This window comes from Pseudomonas sp. BF-R-26 (assembly GCF_019947395.1).
GTDB lineage: Bacteria > Pseudomonadota > Gammaproteobacteria > Pseudomonadales > Pseudomonadaceae > Aquipseudomonas > Aquipseudomonas farris.
This window is the reverse complement of sequence record NZ_JAGYGK010000002.1, coordinates 160,006-179,240: the sequence shown is the minus strand read 5'-3', so window position 1 is coordinate 179,240 and position 19,235 is coordinate 160,006. Positions and strand designations below refer to the sequence as shown.

Sequence of the window (19,235 nt, the reverse complement as noted above, 5' to 3'; positions counted from 1 at the left end):
CCTGTCAGCGGCTGGCGAGAAGGGGAGCGCTGTCGCTCATGGCGTGCAGCGTGAAGCTGCGGGCATAGCCGGCCGGGTCCGAGCCGTCCCAGACTTTGCCGTCGATCAGTTGACTGCTGCGCATTTCCTGGCACCGGGCGGGCACACCGACAGCGGTGGCGGCCTCACGGTATAAGTCTAGTTGCTGGACCTGACGGGCCACGCCGAGGTAATCCGGGTCGTCACGCAACAAACCCCAGCGGCGGAACTGGGTCATGAACCACATACCGTCGGACAGATACGGAAAATTGACCTCGCCACCACCGTGGAAACGCATGGCGTGCGGGTCTTGCCAGCGATTGCCCAAACCATCGGCGTAGTCACCGAGCAAGCGCGGTTCGATGCAATCGAGCGGTGCATCCAGATACTCAGGCGCACTCAACAGTTGCGCGGTGCTGCGGCGATTTTCGCGGCTGGCTTCGATGAATCGGCTGGCTTCGAGGATCGCCATCACCAACGCCCGGGCGGTGTTGGGGTATTGCTCGACGAACGCGCGGGTGCAGCCGAGGACTTTTTCCGGGTGATCGGGCCAGAGGGTCTGGCTGGTGGCCATCGTAAACCCGAGATTCTGTTGCACCGCACTGGCTGCCCATGGTTCGCCGACGCAGAAACCGTCGATGCGCCCGGCTTGCAGGTGCGCGACCATTTGCGGCGGCGGCACCACTACGCTGTCGACATCCTGCAATGGATGAATACCCTGGCTCGCGAGCCAGTAATACAGCCACATGGCGTGGGTGCCCGTAGGAAATGTCTGGGCGAAGGTCAATTTTGGGCGACTTTGGTGCACGTGCCGGTCCAGTGCTTCAGGACTGGTCACGTCCAGGGCCTGCAAACCGTGGGAGAGGTTGATGCTCTGGCCGTTCTGGTTCAGGCCCATGAGCACGGCCATGTCGGTGGAGGCTACGCCGCCGATCCCCAGATGCACGGCGTAAATCAGGCCGTACAGGCTGTGGGCGGCGTCGAGTTCGCCGCTGACCAGTTTGTCTCGCAGGTTGGCCCAGGACGATTGGCGCTTGAGGTTCAGGGTCAGGCCGTACGGTTGGGCGAAGCCCTGAGTGGCCGCGACCACCACTGAGGCGCAGTCGCTCAGGGCCATGAAGCCGAGGTTGATTGCGGTTTTTTCCGGGGCATCGCTGCCATTGACCCAGGCCAGTGGGCCGGCTGATGGTTCGTTCATCGATTTCGCACCTTCCAAAAAAAAGCGTCGTCCCAAGGCCCTTGCGTGGGCAAAGCCGGGTGACGACGCCATTGTCCTTCCACTCATCCCGCCGTTGGCATGAGTGCTGATGCCTCTGACGGTGCAAGGCATATGCCATCGCTGGCTGATTTTGTTGCGCGCCTCGCGTGAAGCCCTGATGCGCGGCTATAATCGCCGCCTCTCATCGCCAACCGAGTCAAGCCTGCCCATGTACACCCTGGCCCGTCAGCTGTTGTTCAAACTTTCCCCGGAAACCTCCCACGATCTGTCCCTGGACCTGATCGGCGCGGGCGGGCGTTTGGGCCTTAACGGCTTGCTGTGCAAGGCGCCAGCGAAACTGCCGGTAACGGTCATGGGCCTGGAGTTCCCGAACCCGGTGGGTTTGGCGGCCGGTCTGGACAAAAACGGCGCAGCGATCGATGGATTTGCCCAATTGGGTTTCGGGTTCGTCGAAATCGGCACCATTACGCCGCGTCCGCAACCGGGCAACCCGAAACCACGGATTTTCCGCTTGCCGGACGCCGAGGCGATCATCAATCGCATGGGCTTCAACAACCTCGGCGTCGATCACTTGCTCACTCGCGTGGCGGCAGCCAAGTACAAGGGCGTGCTGGGCATCAACATCGGCAAGAATTTCGATACGCCGGTTGAGCGTGCGGTCGACGACTACCTGATCTGCCTGGATAAGGTCTATGCCCACGCCAGCTACGTGACGGTCAACGTCAGCTCGCCGAACACCCCGGGCCTGCGCAGCCTGCAATTCGGCGATTCGCTCAAGCAATTGCTCGCCGACCTGGCCACCCGCCGGGCGGAACTGGCCCTGCGTCACGGCAAGCATGTTCCGCTGGCGATCAAGATCGCACCGGACATGACCGATGAAGAAACCGCTCAAGTCGCCCAAGCGTTGATCGAAACCGGGATGGACGCGGTGATCGCCACCAACACCACCCTGAGTCGCGTCGGTGTCGAAGGTATGGAACATGGTGACGAGGCGGGCGGTTTGTCCGGTGCACCGGTTCGCGACAAGAGCACTCACACTGTGAAGGTGCTGGCGGCGGAACTGGCCGGTCGTTTGCCGATCATCGCCGTGGGCGGCATCACTGAAGGCAAGCACGCGGCTGAGAAAATCGCCGCGGGTGCGAGTTTGGTGCAGCTCTACTCCGGCTTCATCTATAAAGGCCCGGCGTTGATTCGTGAATCGGTGGATGCCATCGCCGCGCTGCGCTAATCCCAGGGTAGGAGACTTGTGGCGAGGGCTTGTGTGGCGAGGGGGCTTGCCCCCGTTCGGCTGCGAAGCAGTCGTAAACCCTGTGTCCGTGTTCTCTCTGATTCACCGCGTTGTCTGATTTTGGGGCCGCTTCGCAGCCCAACGGGGGCAAGCCCCCTCGCCACAATTTGTTTCTTCGCTGAATTTGGATCAGACATAAAAAAGGGCTCCTCGAAGGAGCCCTTGGGCCGAAGCCCGCCGTCCGGATGGGACGTGCGTGGTTAAGTCGTTGCGTAATCAGATTGTCGTGTCGGAGTGTGTGCCCTGTATTAGCCGACGGCGTGAAGTTCGTTGAGTCTGTGGATTCCCGCAGTGCCGGTCATACCGTCCCAGTTGTCGCCGCGTCCTTCTCGCCAGCCATTGATCCAGGCTTGGCGTACCGACGGTAGAGTAAAAGGGCAAAGCTCACGGGATTTACCACCAACGCCATATTGATATCCGCGCAAAAATGCTCTTTCCAACGGATCACGCTTAAGTCTTCTCATAGGGTGTTGCCCTCACTTGTTGACTGTATTTATCGCGTCGACCTCAATCGAGGTCAGGCAGAAAAATCCTGCCGTTGGCGGCTCGCTGCCGGCGTCGCGAGCCAAGGTGTTGACGCCGTTGCGACGTCAACCTGTGTTGAGTTCTAACCAATGCGTCACATCGAGGGAATGATCGTTTTGTCATAAGAACGTAACCATAAAGATGCTATGGCCATAAGTAACACGATATTTGTCCCGTGTTTATTGGCCAAACCCCGGTATGATCGGCCCTGCGCTGGATGAGAGGGGTGAGGCCTTTAACGAGAATGACACCCGTTCACCTGGGGACTATTCGACGAAGGGTCGACTTATGACATTTTGTTGCATCAACTTTTATATCTGTCCTGGCATCTAAGCTCTTTTAACCCGAGCAGTCAGGGTGGGACGGCACACCTTCGTGCCACGCGGGCGTTCTGTTAGAAAAACGCCTGATTGAAAACCGGATCGGCAATGCGTTGCCGGTTCACTTAGCTAAAGGCTCTGGAATTACCATGTCCGATCGTTTCGAACTCTTCCTCACTTGCCCCAAAGGCCTTGAAGGCCTGCTCATCGAGGAAGCCGTCGGGCTTGGCCTTGAGGAAGCACGTGAGCACACCTCGGCTGTGCGCGGCATGGCCACCATGGAAACCGCCTATCGCCTGTGTCTGTGGTCGCGTCTGGCGAACCGCGTGCTGCTGGTGCTCAAGCGTTTCCCGATGAAGGACGCCGAAGACCTCTACCACGGCGTGCTGGATATCGAGTGGCAAGACCACATGCTCAACGATGGCACCCTGGCCGTCGAATTCAGCGGTCACGGTTCGGGTATCGACAACACGCACTTCGGCGCTTTGAAGGTCAAGGATGCGATCGTCGATAAACTGCGCACCCCGCAAGGCGATCGTCCGTCCATCGACAAGCTCAACCCCGACCTGCGCATTCACCTGCGCCTGGACCGTGGCGAAGCGATTTTGTCCCTCGACCTTTCCGGCCACAGCCTGCACCAGCGCGGTTACCGCTTGCAGCAGGGCGCGGCGCCGCTGAAGGAAAACCTCGCGGCGGCGATTCTGATCCGTTCCGGCTGGCCACGAATTGCCGCCGATGGCGGCGCGCTGGCTGACCCGATGTGCGGTGTCGGTACGTTCCTGGTCGAAGCGGCGATGATCGCCGCCGACATGGCGCCGAACCTGCGTCGCGAGCAATGGGGCTTCACCGCCTGGCTCGGTCACGTGCCTGCGTTGTGGAAAAAGCTCCACGAAGAAGCCACCGAACGCGCCGCAGCCGGCCTGGCCAAGCCACCGCTGTGGATTCGCGGTTATGAAGCTGACCCACGCCTGATTCAACCGGGCCGCAATAACGTCGAACGTGCCGGCCTGAGCGAGTGGATCAAGATCTATCAGGGCGAAGTTGCGACATTCGAGCCGCGCCCGGACCAGAACCAGAAAGGTCTGGTGATCTGCAACCCTCCGTACGGCGAGCGTCTGGGCGATGAGGCGAGTCTGCTCTATCTCTACCAGAACCTCGGCGAACGTCTGCGTCAGGCGTGCCTGAACTGGGAAGCGGCGGTGTTCACCGGCGCCCCGGACTTGGGCAAGCGCATGGGTATCCGCAGCCACAAGCAGTATTCGTTCTGGAACGGTGCCTTGCCGTGCAAATTGCTGCTGATCAAGGTCACGCCGGACCAGTTCGTAACCGGCGAGCGTCGTACTCCGGAACAGCGCCAGATCGAGCGCGAACAGGCCGAGTCCGATGCGCCGTCGAACATCGAAGCGCCGGGCAAGTATGAGAAGTACAACAAGAACGGCAACCCGATCAAACCGGCCCCGGTGGTGATCGAGCAACCGCGCTTGAGCGAAGGCGGGCAGATGTTTGCCAACCGCCTGCAAAAAAACCTCAAGGCGCTGGGCAAGTGGGTCAAGCGTGAAGGCATCGACTGCTACCGCGTCTACGATGCCGACATGCCGGAATATTCCATGGCCATCGACCTGTATCACGACTGGGTCCACGTTCAGGAATACGCCGCACCGAAATCCATCGATCCGGAAAAAGCCTCGGCGCGGATGTTCGATGCCCTGGCGGCGATCCCGCAAGCGTTGAACATCGACAAGAACCGCGTGGTGGTCAAACGTCGCGAGCGTCAGAGTGGCACCAAGCAGTACGAACGCCAGAGTGCACAGGGCAAGTTCAATGAGGTCAACGAAGGCGGCGTGAAGCTGCTGGTGAACCTCACCGACTACCTCGACACCGGGCTGTTCCTCGACCACCGGCCGATGCGCATGCGAATCCAGAAAGAGGCGGCCGGCAAGCGCTTCCTCAACCTGTATTGCTACACCGCGACGGCCAGCGTTCATGCAGCCAAGGGTGGCGCGCGCAGCACCACCAGCGTCGACCTGTCGAAAACCTACCTGGATTGGGCGCGTCGCAACCTGTCGCTGAACGGTTTCTCCGACAAGAACCGTCTGGAGCAGGGCGATGTGATGGCTTGGCTCGATGCCTGCCGTGACGAGTACGACCTGATCTTCATCGACCCGCCGACCTTCTCCAACTCCAAGCGCATGGAAGGGATCTTCGACGTGCAGCGTGATCAGGTGCAGTTGATCGACCTGGCGATGGCGCGTCTGGCGCCGGGCGGGGTGTTGTACTTCTCCAACAACTTCCGCAAGTTCCAGCTCGAGGAAAACCTCACCGAGCGATATGCCGTTGAAGAAATCACCGCACAGACCATCGATCCGGATTTTGCCCGTAATGGCAAGATCCACCGTGCCTGGAAGATCACTGCTCGCTGACACTTGAGCCTGATTGGATCCACAGAGCCTTGATTTTTAAAGGCTCTTGGGTTCTTTCAGTGCTGGTCAAATTAGTGGCTAATAGCTATAACTCAACGCATGGCCAATGGGCTTTTCCGGCACCTGGCGTTTTGAGTTGTATCTATGTCGTTGCACGCCGTGCGCCCCAAGATCCTGGGTTTTATCCGCGAAGATGTTTCGGCCTGGCTGGTCGCGCTGCTGGCGTTGCTCGTCGGCGGGATTCTCACGGGATTGCTGGCTTGGGCGACGTTCAATCAATTTCATCAGCAAGTGCGGCAACGTTTCCAGCTGCTCGCCAGTGAACGTTACAGCCGTATCGAAGAACGTTTCGAAGATCAGGAGCAGCGCCTCGACGGCCTGCGCCGGTTCTTCATCAATTCCGGATCGGTGTCCCGCGAGGAATTCGACGGTTACGCCAAACCTCTTTTACGTCGCACCCAGGCCTACTCCTGGGCTCCCCGGGTTTCCCGCGCCGAACGTCCCCTGCTTGAACGCGTGGTGCGAGAAGAAGGCTTGAGCGGTTTCACCTTCCGCGAACTTACCGCCGACGGCCAGTTGCAACCTGCCGTAGAGCGCGACGAGTACGTACCGGTGCTCTACACCCAAACCCAAAGCCGACTGCCCGCGCCGCTGGGTTACGATTTGCTGGCTCAACCCCTGCGTCGTTCGACCCTGGAACGGGCCAATCGCAATGGCCGCATGGCCGTGTCGCAACCGTTGCATCTGGTAGGCATCGAGCCTGCCTATTCGCGGGGCGTATTGCTGGTAGCGCCAGTTATCTATCAGAACCTCCCGAGCGCCGCGCCCGCCGGGTATGTCATGGCGGTGATCAGCATGCGCCAGCTGTTGGCGGACGGGCTGCCGGAAGAGAATCATGACTCTCTCTCGGTGCGTATCCTCGACTTGTCTACCGATGATCAACACGAAGTGCTGTACGAGTCGACCAACACGGTGGGGGCCAGTGACTTGTCCTCCACGCGATTGCTGCGTCTGGCCGACCATGATTATCAAGTGGATATGCGCCCCAGCGCCGCGTTCCTGAAAGCCAACCATTCCTCGGTGGCCAGCCTGGTGGTGCTCGGCGGTTTGCTCAGCCTGCTGCTCAGTGTGTTTCTCTATGTGCTGGTCAGCCAGCGCCAGCGGGCGCTGAAAATGGTGGCGCAGCGGACCCAGGAACTTCACGACCGTGAGCAAGAGTTGCGCGGCACGCATGGCCAGTTGCGCGGTGTGCTGGAAGCCGCGACTCAGGTGGCGATCATCGCCACCGATCTGCGCGGAATCATCAGCACCTTCAACGCTGGGGCAGAGCAGATGCTCGGTTACTTCAGTGCGCAGGTTGTGGGTCACATGACCCTGGAAAATCTGCACCTGCCCCGGGAACTCGAAGCGCGCTCGGCGGAGTTGAGCGCGCGTTATGGCAAGCCGATCCCGACGTGTCAGGCGATGCTGGTCGAAGGGGGGGAAGAGGGCGGTCACGAAGCCCGGGAGTGGACACTGGTGCGCCACGACGGCAGTCACTTGACGGTGAACATGCTGGCGACCCCGGTACTCGACGAGCAAGGCTTGTGGGTCGGGCACCTGGCGATTTGTATCGACATCACCGAGCGCAAGCGCGTCCATGAAGCCCTGGCGGCACGGGACCTGTTGTTGAAGAAACTCAGCGCCCATGTGCCCGGCGGGATCTACCAGTTCAAGATGGAATTCGATGGGCGCTTCAGCGTGATCTACGCCAGCGACGGCATGCGCGATATCTACGAACTCGAGCCGGACGTGCTGTTGCTCAACGCCGAAGCGGTGTTCGCGCGGATTCATCCTCAGGACGCACGTCGGGTCCGCGCTTCGATCCTGGCGTCGGCTGACACCCTCAGCCCTTGGCGTGAAGAGTACCGCGTGCAATTGCCCCAGCGTGGTCTGCGCTGGGTCCGCGGTGAAGCGACTCCTGAAGAACTGCCCGGTGGCGGTGTGCTATGGCATGGTTTCATCTCGGACATCTCCGACCTCAAGCGGGTGGAAGAGGAGTTGCGCGCACTGTCAGTGACCGACTCCCTGACCGGGATCCATAACCGTCGCTACTTCCAGGAGCGCCTGACCACCGAAATGGCGCGGGTCGAGCGCGGCGGTGGCGAGTTGTCGGTAATCATGCTCGACATCGATCACTTCAAACGCATCAATGATCAGCACGGTCATGCCGTGGGTGATCGGGTATTGCAGGCCGTGTGCGAGCGCATTGGCGGTCGCCTGCGGCGCACTGATGTGTTCTGTCGCCTGGGGGGTGAAGAGTTCATGGTGCTTTGTCCGGATATCGACGGCGAACAGGCCCATGTGTTGGCCGTTGAGTTGTGGCAGGGGTTGCGCAGTGCGCCGATCGACGAGGTCGGGATCGTCACCGCGAGTTTCGGGATTGCCAGCTGGCGGGCCGGAGAGGGCGCGGATGCGCTGCTGTTGCGGGCGGACTCAGGGGTGTATGCGGCGAAACAGGCGGGAAGGGATCGGGTTGAGGGGCAGATGAGTTAGGTCAGGCAGGATGTTTGTGGTGAGAGGAAAAGATCGCAGCCTTCGGCAGCTCCTACGGGGTGTACACATTCCCATGTAGGAGCTGCCGAAGGCTGCGATCTTTTGACTTTAGAGGGTTACAACACCGAAGCCGTTTCCGGTAGTTTCGGCTGGCGATACAGATCCAGCAGCACCTGATCCAGCACCGAGGAGGCGCCAAACGGTGCCTTGTCGTTGAGGATCGCCACCACCGCCCAGGTATTGCCATTGACGTCGCGGCTGTAGCCGGAAATGGCGCGCACAGTGTTCAGGGTACCGGTCTTGACGTGGGCTTCACCGCGCATCGCGGTGGTCTTCAGGCGTTTGCGCATGGTGCCGTCGGTGCCGGCGATTGGCATCGAGCTGATGAACTCGGCGGAATACGGGCTGCGCCAGGCGGCTTGCAGCATCGCGGCCATTTCACGGGCACTCACTCGCTCGGCACGGGACAGGCCGGAGCCGTTCTCCATCACCAGGTGCGGCGCAGTGATGCCTTTTCTCGCCAGCCACTGACGCACCACGCGCTGAGCCGCCTTGGCGTCGTCACCGTCGGCGTCTGTGCGGAACTTCTGGCCCAGGCTCAGGAACAACTGCTGAGCCATGGTGTTGTTACTGTATTTGTTGATGTCGCGAATGATTTCCGCCAGATCTGGCGAATAGGCCCGGGCCAGTACCTTGGCGTTGCTCGGCGTCGGTGCCAAACGATCCTGGCCCTGGATGCTGCCGCCCAATTCCTTCCAGATCGCTCGCACAGCGCCGGCGGTGTAGGTCGCGTGATCGAGCAGCGACAGGTAGGTCTGGGAGCTGCAACCTTCGCCCAACTGGCCACCGACGGTCACGGTGACGCTGCCATCAGCCTGGGGCACCGGGTTGTAACGTACGCCACCGGTGCATTGCTTGGAGTTGAGCGCCTTGACCTGATTGTCGATGCGGATGCTGGCAATCGGCGGCTCGACCGACACCAGGACCTTGCCCGAGTCGTTGCGGGCCACGAAGCGCAGGGCCTTGAGGTTGACCAGCAGCGCGTCGGGTTTGACCAGGAACGGTTTGTTCTCGTCATTGCCGTCGTCGTTGAATTCAGGCAGTTGCGGTTGCACGAAGAAGCCGCGGTCCAGCACCAGGTCGCCGGTGATCTGGGTCACGCCGTTGGCGCGCAAATCGCGCATCAGCAGCCAGAGTTTTTCCATGTTCAGCTTCGGATCGCCGCCACCCTTGAGGTAGAGGTTGCCGTTGAGGATGCCACCGCTGAGGGTGCCGTCGGTGTAGAACTCGGTTTTCCACTGGTGGTTCGGGCCGAGCATTTCCAGCGCGGCGTACGTGGTCACCAGCTTCATGGTCGAGGCCGGGTTAACCGAAACGTCAGCGTTATGAATGGTTGGGGTGCCCGGGCCATTGAGCGGGATCATCACCAGCGACAGGGCACTGTCCTGCAGTTTGCTGGCCTTGAGAGCCTTTTCGACGTTGGGCGACAGGGCGGTGTTGATCGAAGCGGCGGAAACGGGAAGGGCCAGGGGCAGAAGAAGGCTGGCCAGCAGCAATGGACGCAAAGATTTGATCATCTGAAATAAAACCCTACAGCCGAGGGGGAAAAAGACGAGGGCATGGAGATAAATTCCCTCAGCGGTCATGAAAGTGTCGGCATTATGCCCCAAGGTGCAACAGCTTGTGCCGTACCCCGGTCGTCTAATCCGCTATTTTTTTACCGACGGTAGGCGTAGCGCCGTTCTGAGACGGGCAATCGGCGCCTTAAACTGCTAAAGTGCGGCCCGTTATTACTTATGAGGATTGTTCCAATGGCGACTAACCGTTCCCAGCGTCTGCGCAAAAAACTGTGCGTCGATGAATTTCAAGAGCTGGGTTTCGAACTGAACCTGGATTTCAAAGAAGATTTGGCTGATGAAGCCATTGATGCTTTCCTCGACGCGTTCCTGAAAGAAGCCATGGAAGCCAACGGTCTGGGCTATGTTGGCGGCGACGACTTCGGTCTGGTGTGCCTGCAGAAGCGTGGCTCGGTTTCCGAAGAGCAGCGTGCTGCTGTTGAAGCCTGGCTCAAAGGCCGCAGCGAACTGACCGAAGCAACCGTCAGCCCGCTGATCGACGTCTGGTACCCGGAAAAGCCGATCAATCCGGTAGCTTGATGTTCTAAAAACGGCGCCCCAAGGGTCGCCGTTTTTTTTTGTGAAGATCAAAGGATCGCAGCCTCGTTTCACTCGACAGCTCCTACAGGGCAACGCATACGAAGGTAGGCGCTGTGTAGGAGCTGTCGAGTGAAACGAGGCTGCGATCTTTTAGCTTTTACGCCAGTTCAAGATCAGCAAGGTCAACACCCCCGCGACAATCCCCCAAAACGCCGAACCGATGGAAAACAGCGTCAGCCCCGACGCCGTCACCATAAAGGTAATCAGCGCTGCTTCCCGTTCCTGCACTTGCGCCATGGCAATGCTCAACCCATTGATGATCGAGCCGAACAGCGCCAGCGCGGCAATCGACAGCACCAACTCTTTAGGCAATGCGGCGAACAACGCTGCCAGCGTCGCGCCGAACACTCCGGCAATCCCGTAGAAAATCCCGCACCAGACGGCGGCCGTGTAGCGCTTGTTGCGATCCTCATGGGCATGCGGCCCGGTGCAGATAGCCGCGCTGATGGCGGCCAGGTTGATCCCATGGGAGCCGAACGGCGCCAACAGCAACGAGGCGATGCCGGTGGTGGTGATCAGCGGTGAGGCCGGCACGTTGTAGCCGTCGGCGCGCAATACGGCGATGCCCGGCATGTTCTGCGAGGTCATCGCCACCACGAACAGCGGGATGCCGATGCTGATGGTTGCGGCCAGGGAGAAATGCGGCGTGGTCCAGACCGGCATCGCGACTTCCAGGTGGAAGCCACTGAAATCCAGCAAACCCATAAACCCCGACAACGCAGTGCCGATCAACAGCGCGGCCAGCACGGCGTAGCGCGGTGACAGGCGTTTAACCACCAGATACGTGAAGAACATCCCCAGGACCAGTGCAGTGCGGTGCTGGGCGGCGACGAAAATCTCGCTGCCGATCTTGAACAGAATCCCCGCCAGCAATGCCGCCGCCAATGAGGCCGGAATCTTTTTCATCAACCGTTCGAAACTGCCGGTCAGGCCGCAAATGGTCACCAGCACTGCGCAAGTGATGTAGGCGCCGATGGCCTCGCCGTAGCTGACACCGCCCAGGCTGGTGATCAGCAACGCCGCGCCGGGGGTCGACCAGGCGATGGTGATCGGCGTGCGATAGCGCAGGGACAAGCCGATCGAGCACACCGCCATGCCTATGGAGATCGCCCAGATCCACGACGAAATCTGCCCGCTAGTCAGCCCCGCCGCTTGCCCGGCCTGGAACATCAGCACCAGTGAGCTGGTGTAGCCGGTCATCATGGCGATGAACCCGGCGACGATGGCCGAGGGTGATGTGTCAGTCAGGGGGCGAAGCTGCGTGTGCGTGGCGTCGGTCATGACAGCGGTGTTCCTTTTTACGTATGAAGATGTTCCGAAGTGAAGTCTTCCAATGTAGGAGCTGTCGAGTGAAACGAGGCTGCGATCTTTTGATGTGGATTTTCCAAGATCAAAAGATCGCAGCCTCGTTTCACTCGGCAGCTCCTACAGGATTCTGCGTTCAAGCCTAAACTGAAAAGTAACCGGTCGTTGCAATACAGCGAGGGCGACAAACAGCCGTACAGTCGTGTTGCCACCGTCCATTGTGTACAATCGCGGTGTTTTTTACGCGATACTTGCCAGCGACCCACTGTGCCGTATTACAGTCACGGTCAATTCGCCGCAGTTCTCCCGACTCGAGTGCCCATGAACGAACAGTTGCAACCCCTCAAGAAACAACCGCGAGCAGGCAAAGCCGGCCGCAGCGGTACCCAGGACGATATTGTCTACGCGCATATCTTCGAGGCCATCCTCGAACAGCGTCTGGCGCCCGGCACCAAGTTGAGCGAAGAAGCGCTGGGGGAAATTTTCGGGGTCAGCCGCACCATCATTCGCCGCGCGCTGTCGCGTCTGGCCCATGAAGGCGTGGTGTTGCTGCGACCGAATCGCGGCGCTGTCGTCGCCAGCCCGAGTGTGGAAGAGGCCCGTCAGGTATTTATGGCGCGGCGTCTGGTGGAGCGGGCGATCACTGAATTGGCGGTTCAGCACGCCACCGCCGAGCAACTTCTCGAACTGCGGCAGATGGTCAACGACGAGCGCGACAGCTTTTCCCGTGGGGATCGTGGTGCCGGTATCCGTCTGTCCGGCGAGTTCCATTTGAAGCTGGCCGAAGCAGCGAAAAATGCGCCGCTGATCAGCTTCCAGCGCAGCCTGGTGTCCCAGACTTCGTTGATCATCGCCCAGTACGAGAGCGGCAACCGTTCCCACTGTTCGTATGATGAACACACCCAGTTGATCGACGCGATCGAAGCGCGGGACGCGACGCTGGCGGTGGACCTGATGATGCACCACATGGACCACATCGACAGCAAACTCAACCTCGACGAAGAAAGCGCGTCGGATGATTTGCATGCGGTGTTTTCGCATTTGTTGCAGACCAAGAAGCCTGGGCGGCCGGTCGCGAAACTCTGATAGACCGAGTCGCGCCCATCGCGAGCAGGCTCGCTCCCACAGGGGAATGCATTTCAAATGTGGGAGCGAGCCTGCTCGCGATAGCGGTCTGACAGGCAATAAAAATCCCCCGGGCTGTACGGCTACGGGGGATTTTTTATGCTTGGAGAAAACTAGCGCTGATGCACCAGATTCCCCGCCGCATACGTCTGCAACACCGTCCGGTCATCCCCCAGCGTCATCAATACAAACAACGTCTCGGCAATGTTATTGGCCTGCTTCAGGCGATAGCTGAGCAGCGGCGTGGCGTTGTAGTCCAGCACCAGGAAGTCCGCGTCGGTGCCCGGTTGCAAGGTACCGATCTTGTCTTCCAGGCGCAGGGCGCGGGCGCCGCCGAGGGTGGCCAGGTACAGCGATTTGAACGGGCTCAGCCGCGCACCTTGCAGTTGCATGACTTTGTAGGCTTCGTTCAGGGTTTGCAGCAGCGAGAAACTGGTGCCGCCGCCGACGTCGGTACCGAGGCCGACATTGAGTTTGTGCTTCTCGGCCATCGGCAGATTGAACAGGCCGCTACCGAGAAACAGGTTCGAGGTCGGGCAGAACGCAATCGCTGAACCCGTCTGCGCCAGTCGCGCACATTCGTCGTCGCACAGGTGCACGCCGTGGGCGAACACCGAGCGCTCGCCGAGCAATTGGTAGTGATCGTAGACATCCAGGTAGCCCCTGCGCTCCGGGAACAGCGCCTTGACCCACTCGACTTCCTTGAGGTTTTCGCTGATGTGGGTCTGCATGTACAGATCCGGATATTCGCTGAGTAACTGGCCGGCGAGGGTCAGTTGTTCCGGGGTGCTGGTCGGGGCGAAGCGTGGGGTGACCGCATAGTGCAGGCGACCCTTGCCGTGCCAGCGCTCAATCAGCGCCTTGCTTTCGACGTAGCTCGATTCGGCGGTGTCGGTCAGGTAGTCCGGTGCGTTGCGGTCCATCATCACCTTGCCGGCGATCATCCGCAGGTCCAGCTGTTCGGCGGCCTCGAAGAACGAGTTCACCGATTGCGGATGTACGCTGCCGAACACCAGTGCAGTGGTGGTGCCGTTGCGCAGCAGTTCCTTGATGAAAATATCCGCGACTTCGTCAGCGTGGGCCTTGTCGGCGAACTGGCTTTCGCAAGGGAAGGTGTAGGTGTTCAGCCAGTCCAGAAGCTGTTCGCCATAGGCGCCGACCATGCCGGTTTGCGGCAGGTGGATGTGGGTGTCGATAAAGCCCGGGGTGATTAGTGCGTCCTGATAATGGGTGATCTCGATGTCGGCCGGCAGCGTGGGCAGCAATTCGCTGGCGTGGCCGATGGCGCTGATCTGGCCGTTATCGACCACCAGCAGGCCGTCTTCGAAATACTCGTACGAGGCTTCGATACCCACTTCGGCGGGATCGGCGATGCTGTGCAGGAGGGCGGCGCGGTAGGCTTTGCGAGTCAGAGGCATGTGAGTTCTCAATTAGTTCGAAGCTTTTCAGTTCAAAGCTTGGCTGCGGCGTGAAGCAGGCAGCAGTTTGGCGATCGATGATCCGGCGCTGGCGGTGTGCTGGCCGAAATTCGCGTTATAGGTGGCGATGATTTCGCCGGCGATGGAGATGGCGATTTCCACAGGCAACTTGCCTTTGACTTCGCCGATGCCCATCGGGCAACGCATGCGTTGCAGCACGCTGCTGTCGAAACCTCGATCACGCAGGCGGTGTTCGAACTTCACCCGTTTGGTCTTCGAGCCGATCAGGCCGAAGTAGGCGAAGTCGTTGCGCTTGAGGATCGCGGCGGTGAGTTCGAGGTCGAGTTGGTGGTTGTGGGTCATGACGATGCAGTAGCTGCCGGCGGGCAGGTCATCGACTTCATCCACCGGTTCTTCGGTGACGATTTTGCGTACGCCGTGGGGAATCTGTTCGGGAAACTCAGCTTCCCGTGAGTCGATCCAGCGCACCCGGCAGGGCAGGCTGGCGAGCAGCGGTACCAGCGCCCGACCGACGTGGCCGGCGCCGAATACGGCAATTTGCGCCTGGACCTGGCCCATCGGTTCGAACAGCAATACGGTCACGCCACCGCAGCACTGGCCCAGGCTGGCGCCGAGGCTGAAGCGCTCCAGATGGGTGTCCTGTCGGCCGCTGGCGAGCATCTCGCGGCCGATCTGCATGGCCTTGTATTCCAGATGCCCGCCACCGATGGTGTCGAACGTTTGCGTGGCGCTGATGACCATTTTCGAGCCGGCATTACGCGGCGTCGAGCCGAGCTCTTCGATGATAGTCACCAACACACAGGGTTCACCCCGGGTTTGCAGGTCGGCGAGGGCGTCGATCCAGTTGTACATGTTTTCACCCCTACAACATTGTTGTCTGTTCGGGCCTCATCGCGGGCAAGCCACGCTCCCACAAGGATTGCATCGTACCTGTGGGAGCTGGCTTGCCTGCGATGGCCGCAACGCGGTCTTAAAGCGAAGCCAACTCCGGCTCAGCTTCGGCAGCCTTGGCCACCTTCAACTGCCGCATCTGCTCGCAGCCCCACAACACCCGCTCCGGGGTCGCCGGTGCGTCGATTTTCGGTTGATGCTGGTAGTCGCCCAAACTGGCCACGGCGTCCTTGATCGCGCACCACGCGGCGATCCCGAGCATGAACGGCGGCTCACCCACGGCCTTGGAATGGAACACCGTGTCTTCCGGGTTCTTGCGGTTTTCCACCAGCTTCACCCGCAGGTCCAATGGCATGTCTGCCACCGCCGGGATCTTGTAGCTGGCCGGGCCGTTGGTCATCAGTTTGCCTTTGTTGTTCCACACCAGTTCTTCCATGGTCAGCCAACCCATGCCCTGGATGAAACCACCCTCGACCTGACCGATATCGATCGCCGGGTTCAACGAGTCGCCGACATCGTGAAGGATGTCGGTGCGCAGCATCTTGTACTCGCCGGTCAGGGTGTCGACGATCACCTCGGCGCAGGCCGCACCGAAGGCGTAGTAGTAGAACGGCCGGCCACGGGCCTGGCTGCGGTCGTAGTAGATTTTCGGCGTCTTGTAGAAGCCGGTACTCGACAGCGACACCTGGGCGAAATACGCCTGCTGGATAAGCGATTCGAAGGTCAGGATATGATCGCGAACCCGCACGTGACCGTTGTGGAATTCCACGTCTTCTTCGCTGACCTTGTATTGCCGCGCGGCGAATTCCACCAGGCGTTTCTTGATGATTTCCGCCGCGTTTTGCGCCGCTTTACCATTGAGGTCGGCGCCGCTCGAAGCGGCGGTTGGCGAAGTGTTCGGGACCTTGTCGGTGTTGGTCGCGGTGATCTGTACGCGGTCCATTTCCACCTGGAACACTTCAGCCACGACTTGCGCAACCTTGGTGTTCAGACCCTGACCCATTTCGGTGCCGCCGTGGTTCAGGTGGATGCTGCCGTCGGTGTAGATGTGGATCAGTGCACCGGCCTGATTGAGGAAGCTGGCGGTGAAGGAAATACCGAATTTCACCGGAGTCAGCGCCAGGCCTTTTTTCAGGATCGGGCTGTTGGCGTTGTAGCGACGAATCGCTTCGCGACGCTCGGCGTACTGGCTGCTGGCTTCCAGTTCAGCAGTCATTTCCTCGAGCATGTTGTGCTCGACGGTCTGGTAGTAATGGGTGATGTTGCGCTCGGTCTTGCCGTAGTAGTTGGCCTTGCGCACCGCCAGTGGATCGAGGCCCAGATGGCGGGCAATCGCGTCCATCACTTCTTCGATGGCGACCATGCCTTGCGGGCCGCCGAAGCCACGGTAAGCGGTGTTCGACGCGGTGTTGGTTTTGCAGCGGTGACCGTTGATGGTCGCGTCGCCCAGGTAGTACGAGTTGTCGGCATGGAACATCGCACGGTCGACAATCGATGCCGACAAATCCGGTGAGCAACCGCAGTTGCCGGCCAGTTCCAGCGCAATGCCATGCAGGCGGCCGGTGCTGTCGAAGCCCACGTCGTACTCGACGTAGAACGGGTGGCGCTTGCCGGTCATCAGCATGTCTTCGACACGCGGCAGGCGCATTTTGGTCGGCTGACCGGTCAGGTGCGCAATCACCGCGCACAGGCATGCCGGGCTTGCCGCTTGAGTTTCCTTGCCGCCGAAACCACCACCCATGCGGCGCATGTCGACGACGATTTTGTTCATCGACACGTCCAGCACTTCCGCCACCAGTTTCTGTACTTCAGTGGGGTTCTGGGTCGAGCAGTAAACGATCATGCCGCCGTCTTCAGTCGGCATCACCGAAGAGATCTGGGTTTCCAGATAAAAGTGTTCCTGGCCGCCGATGTGCAGTGTGCCTTGAATGCGATGCTCTGCAGTAGAAAGCGCAGTGGCCGAATCGCCGCGCTGATGCGTGTGGCTGTCGAGCACAAAGTGGCGTTTGCGCAGGGCTTCGACCACGTCCAGAACCGGTTCCAGATCTTCGTATTCGATGATTGCAGCCATGGCTGCTTTGCGCGCGGTTTCCAGGTCTTTCGCCGCCACGGCGAGTACCGGTTGACCGACGAATTGCACGTCATCGATGGCGAGCAACGGGTCGCCCGGCAACAGTGGGCCGATGTCTTTCAGGCCCGGCACATCGTCGTGGGTGATGGCGATGCGCACGCCCTCGAAGGCATAGCAGGGCTTGGTGTCGATGCTGACGATTTTCGCGTGGGCGCGGTCCGACAGCCGTGCGTAAACGTGCAGCTGATTGGGGAATTCCAGCCGATCGTCGATGTACTGCGCTTCACCGGACACATGCTTGTCGGCGCTGTCGTGCTTGACGCTGCGGCCGACTCCGGTGGTCAGGTCCTTGGCGAACAATTCAGCCAGTTCGGCTTGGGTCTTCTCTACAGCGTGATGATTAGACATAAGCGGTCACCCGAGTCTCGATGTGCGGTGTTTGCAGTTCGATGAAGTATTTACGCAGCAAATTCTGCGCGCTGAGCAGACGGTATTCCTTGCTGGCGCGGAAGTCCGAGAGTGGCGTGAAGTCTTCGGCCAATGCAGCGCAGGCGCGTTCGAGGGTGGCGTTGTTGAACGGCGCACCCAGCAGGGCGGCTTCGCAGTTTTTGGCGCGTTTTGGAATGGCCGCCATGCCGCCGAAAGCAACGCGGGCGTCGGCGATCACGCCAGTGTCGATGCGCAGGTTGAACGCGGCACAAACGGCGGAAATGTCATCGTCCAGACGCTTGGACACCTTGTAGGCGCGGAACAGCTGTTCAACGCTGGCGCGCGGCACGATGATCTTTTCGATGAACTCGCTTTCCTGACGTGCGGTGACCCGGTAATCAATGAAGTAATCTTCCAGTGCCATGGTGCGGCGGGCTTCGCCTTTGCACAGGACGATCTGCGCGCCGAGGGCGATCAGTAGTGGTGGCGAGTCACCGATCGGCGAGGCGTTGCCGATGTTGCCGCCGAGGGTGCCCTGGTTGCGGATCTGCAAGGACGCGAAGCGTTGCAGCAATTCGCCGAAGTCCGGGTACTCGGCCTTCAAGGCGTCGTAGCAGTCGGAGAGGGCGGTGGCGGCGCCGATTTCCAGACGATCGTCGAAGCGTTCGATGCGTTTCATTTCAGCGACGTTGCCGACGTAGATCATCACCGGCAAGGTGCGGTGGAACTGGGTGACTTCCAGTGCCAGATCGGTGCCACCGGCCAACAAGCGGGCCTGTGGATAAGCGTCATAGAGGTCGGCCAGATCGGCCACGGTCAGCGGCACCAGGCAGCGTTTGTCGCCACTATTGAGTTCGCCGATGTCGGTGGGAGCGATGGCTTTCAGACGAGCGATGGTGTCCGCTTCGCGAGCATCGAATTGGTCGGGTTGTTTGCCGCAGCAGGATTGTTCGGCAGCGGCGAGGATCGGCCGATAGCCGGTGCAGCGGCAGAGGTTGCCGGCCAGCGCTTCGTGAGCCTTGTGAGAATCCGGTTGATCGCTGTTCTTTTGCAGCGCGAACAGCGACATCACGAAGCCGGGTGTGCAGAAACCGCATTGCGAGCCGTGGCACTCGACCATGGCTTTTTGCACGCTGTGCAGTTCGCCTTGGTACTTGAGGTCTTCGACGCTGATCAGTTGCTTGCCGTGCAAGGAGGAGACGAACGTCAGGCACGAGTTGAGGCTGCGATAGCGAATATGTTCGCGACCATCGTCGTCCGTCTGCAACTCGCCGACCACCACGGTGCAGGCGCCACAGTCGCCACTGGCGCAGCCTTCTTTGGTGCCGGGTTTGCCCACATGTTCGCGCAGGTAATTGAGCACGGTCAGGTTCGGGTCCAGGGCGTGCTCGCTACGGAGTTCCTGGTTTAGTAAAAACTGGATCACGGAAGGCC

General features: G+C 60.2%; 13 protein-coding genes. 5 read left to right on the top strand and 8 right to left on the bottom strand.

Features of this window, described 5'->3' with window-relative positions:
- Positions 1 to 4: 4 nt before the first annotated feature.
- Positions 5 to 1,216 (bottom strand): CmpA/NrtA family ABC transporter substrate-binding protein, encoded by a 1,212-nt coding sequence (locus KGB18_RS02965; RefSeq protein ID WP_201059292.1) that lies wholly within the window; start codon positions 1,214 to 1,216, stop codon positions 5 to 7.
- A 229-nt stretch (positions 1,217 to 1,445) separates the two neighbouring features.
- Here KGB18_RS02965 and KGB18_RS02960 point away from each other — a divergent pair, with 229 nt between their 5' ends.
- Positions 1,446 to 2,465 carry a quinone-dependent dihydroorotate dehydrogenase gene (locus KGB18_RS02960; protein ID WP_123721246.1) on the top strand — a complete coding sequence of 340 codons (1,020 nt, stop codon included), beginning with the start codon at positions 1,446 to 1,448 and terminating at the stop codon, positions 2,463 to 2,465.
- A 308-nt stretch (positions 2,466 to 2,773) separates the two neighbouring features.
- Here the strand turns inward: KGB18_RS02960 and rmf are convergent, their stop codons facing one another.
- Entirely contained in the window at positions 2,774 to 2,989 is a 216-nt protein-coding gene (rmf, locus tag KGB18_RS02955; RefSeq protein ID WP_003223300.1) for a ribosome modulation factor, read from the bottom strand.
- Positions 2,990 to 3,519: 530 nt separating this feature from the next.
- On the opposite strand from rmf, the gene rlmKL reads away from it, so the two are divergent.
- Together rlmKL and KGB18_RS02945 are read left to right on the top strand one after the other, a co-directional pair.
- The gene (gene rlmKL / locus KGB18_RS02950) at positions 3,520 to 5,790 is read left to right on the top strand and encodes a bifunctional 23S rRNA (guanine(2069)-N(7))-methyltransferase RlmK/23S rRNA (guanine(2445)-N(2))-methyltransferase RlmL (RefSeq protein WP_123720838.1); all 2,271 of its coding nucleotides are present in this window, start codon (positions 3,520 to 3,522) and stop codon (positions 5,788 to 5,790) included.
- A gap of 144 nt (positions 5,791 to 5,934) precedes the next feature.
- Complete coding sequence (locus KGB18_RS02945; protein WP_223569355.1) at positions 5,935 to 8,325, top strand: diguanylate cyclase; 2,391 nt, start codon at positions 5,935 to 5,937, stop codon at positions 8,323 to 8,325.
- A 116-nt stretch (positions 8,326 to 8,441) separates the two neighbouring features.
- Here the strand turns inward: KGB18_RS02945 and dacB are convergent, their stop codons facing one another.
- Positions 8,442 to 9,902, bottom strand: a complete 1,461-nt coding sequence (gene dacB, locus KGB18_RS02940) for a D-alanyl-D-alanine carboxypeptidase/D-alanyl-D-alanine-endopeptidase (RefSeq protein ID WP_123720840.1) — start codon at positions 9,900 to 9,902, stop codon at positions 8,442 to 8,444.
- A 234-nt stretch (positions 9,903 to 10,136) separates the two neighbouring features.
- Between dacB and KGB18_RS02935 the strand changes: the two genes are divergently transcribed.
- Positions 10,137 to 10,481, top strand: coding sequence for a YggL family protein (locus KGB18_RS02935; protein WP_007896965.1), 345 nt, complete (start codon positions 10,137 to 10,139; stop codon positions 10,479 to 10,481).
- Between the two features lie 150 nt (positions 10,482 to 10,631).
- Here the strand turns inward: KGB18_RS02935 and KGB18_RS02930 are convergent, their stop codons facing one another.
- Positions 10,632 to 11,822: a benzoate/H(+) symporter BenE family transporter gene (locus KGB18_RS02930; RefSeq protein ID WP_201059285.1), complete on the bottom strand. Its 1,191-nt coding sequence runs from the start codon at positions 11,820 to 11,822 to the stop codon at positions 10,632 to 10,634.
- Positions 11,823 to 12,167: 345 nt separating this feature from the next.
- Here KGB18_RS02930 and KGB18_RS02925 point away from each other — a divergent pair, with 345 nt between their 5' ends.
- Positions 12,168 to 12,932 carry a GntR family transcriptional regulator gene (locus KGB18_RS02925; RefSeq protein ID WP_052965420.1) on the top strand — a complete coding sequence of 255 codons (765 nt, stop codon included), beginning with the start codon at positions 12,168 to 12,170 and terminating at the stop codon, positions 12,930 to 12,932.
- 152 nt (positions 12,933 to 13,084) lie between these two features.
- Here the strand turns inward: KGB18_RS02925 and guaD are convergent, their stop codons facing one another.
- From guaD to xdhA, 4 genes are all read right to left on the bottom strand, one after another.
- A complete protein-coding gene (gene guaD, locus KGB18_RS02920) occupies positions 13,085 to 14,389 on the bottom strand; it encodes a guanine deaminase (protein ID WP_123720842.1) in 1,305 nt (434 codons plus the stop codon).
- A gap of 27 nt (positions 14,390 to 14,416) precedes the next feature.
- Positions 14,417 to 15,262 carry a xanthine dehydrogenase accessory protein XdhC gene (gene xdhC, locus KGB18_RS02915; RefSeq protein ID WP_123360034.1) on the bottom strand — a complete coding sequence of 282 codons (846 nt, stop codon included), beginning with the start codon at positions 15,260 to 15,262 and terminating at the stop codon, positions 14,417 to 14,419.
- A gap of 118 nt (positions 15,263 to 15,380) precedes the next feature.
- Entirely contained in the window at positions 15,381 to 17,780 is a 2,400-nt protein-coding gene (xdhB, locus tag KGB18_RS02910; RefSeq protein ID WP_123720844.1) for a xanthine dehydrogenase molybdopterin binding subunit, read from the bottom strand.
- Positions 17,773 to 19,227, bottom strand: a complete 1,455-nt coding sequence (gene xdhA, locus KGB18_RS02905) for a xanthine dehydrogenase small subunit (protein ID WP_050681873.1) — start codon at positions 19,225 to 19,227, stop codon at positions 17,773 to 17,775. Before xdhA ends, xdhB begins: the two co-directional genes overlap by 8 nt.
- Positions 19,228 to 19,235 lie beyond the last annotated feature (8 nt).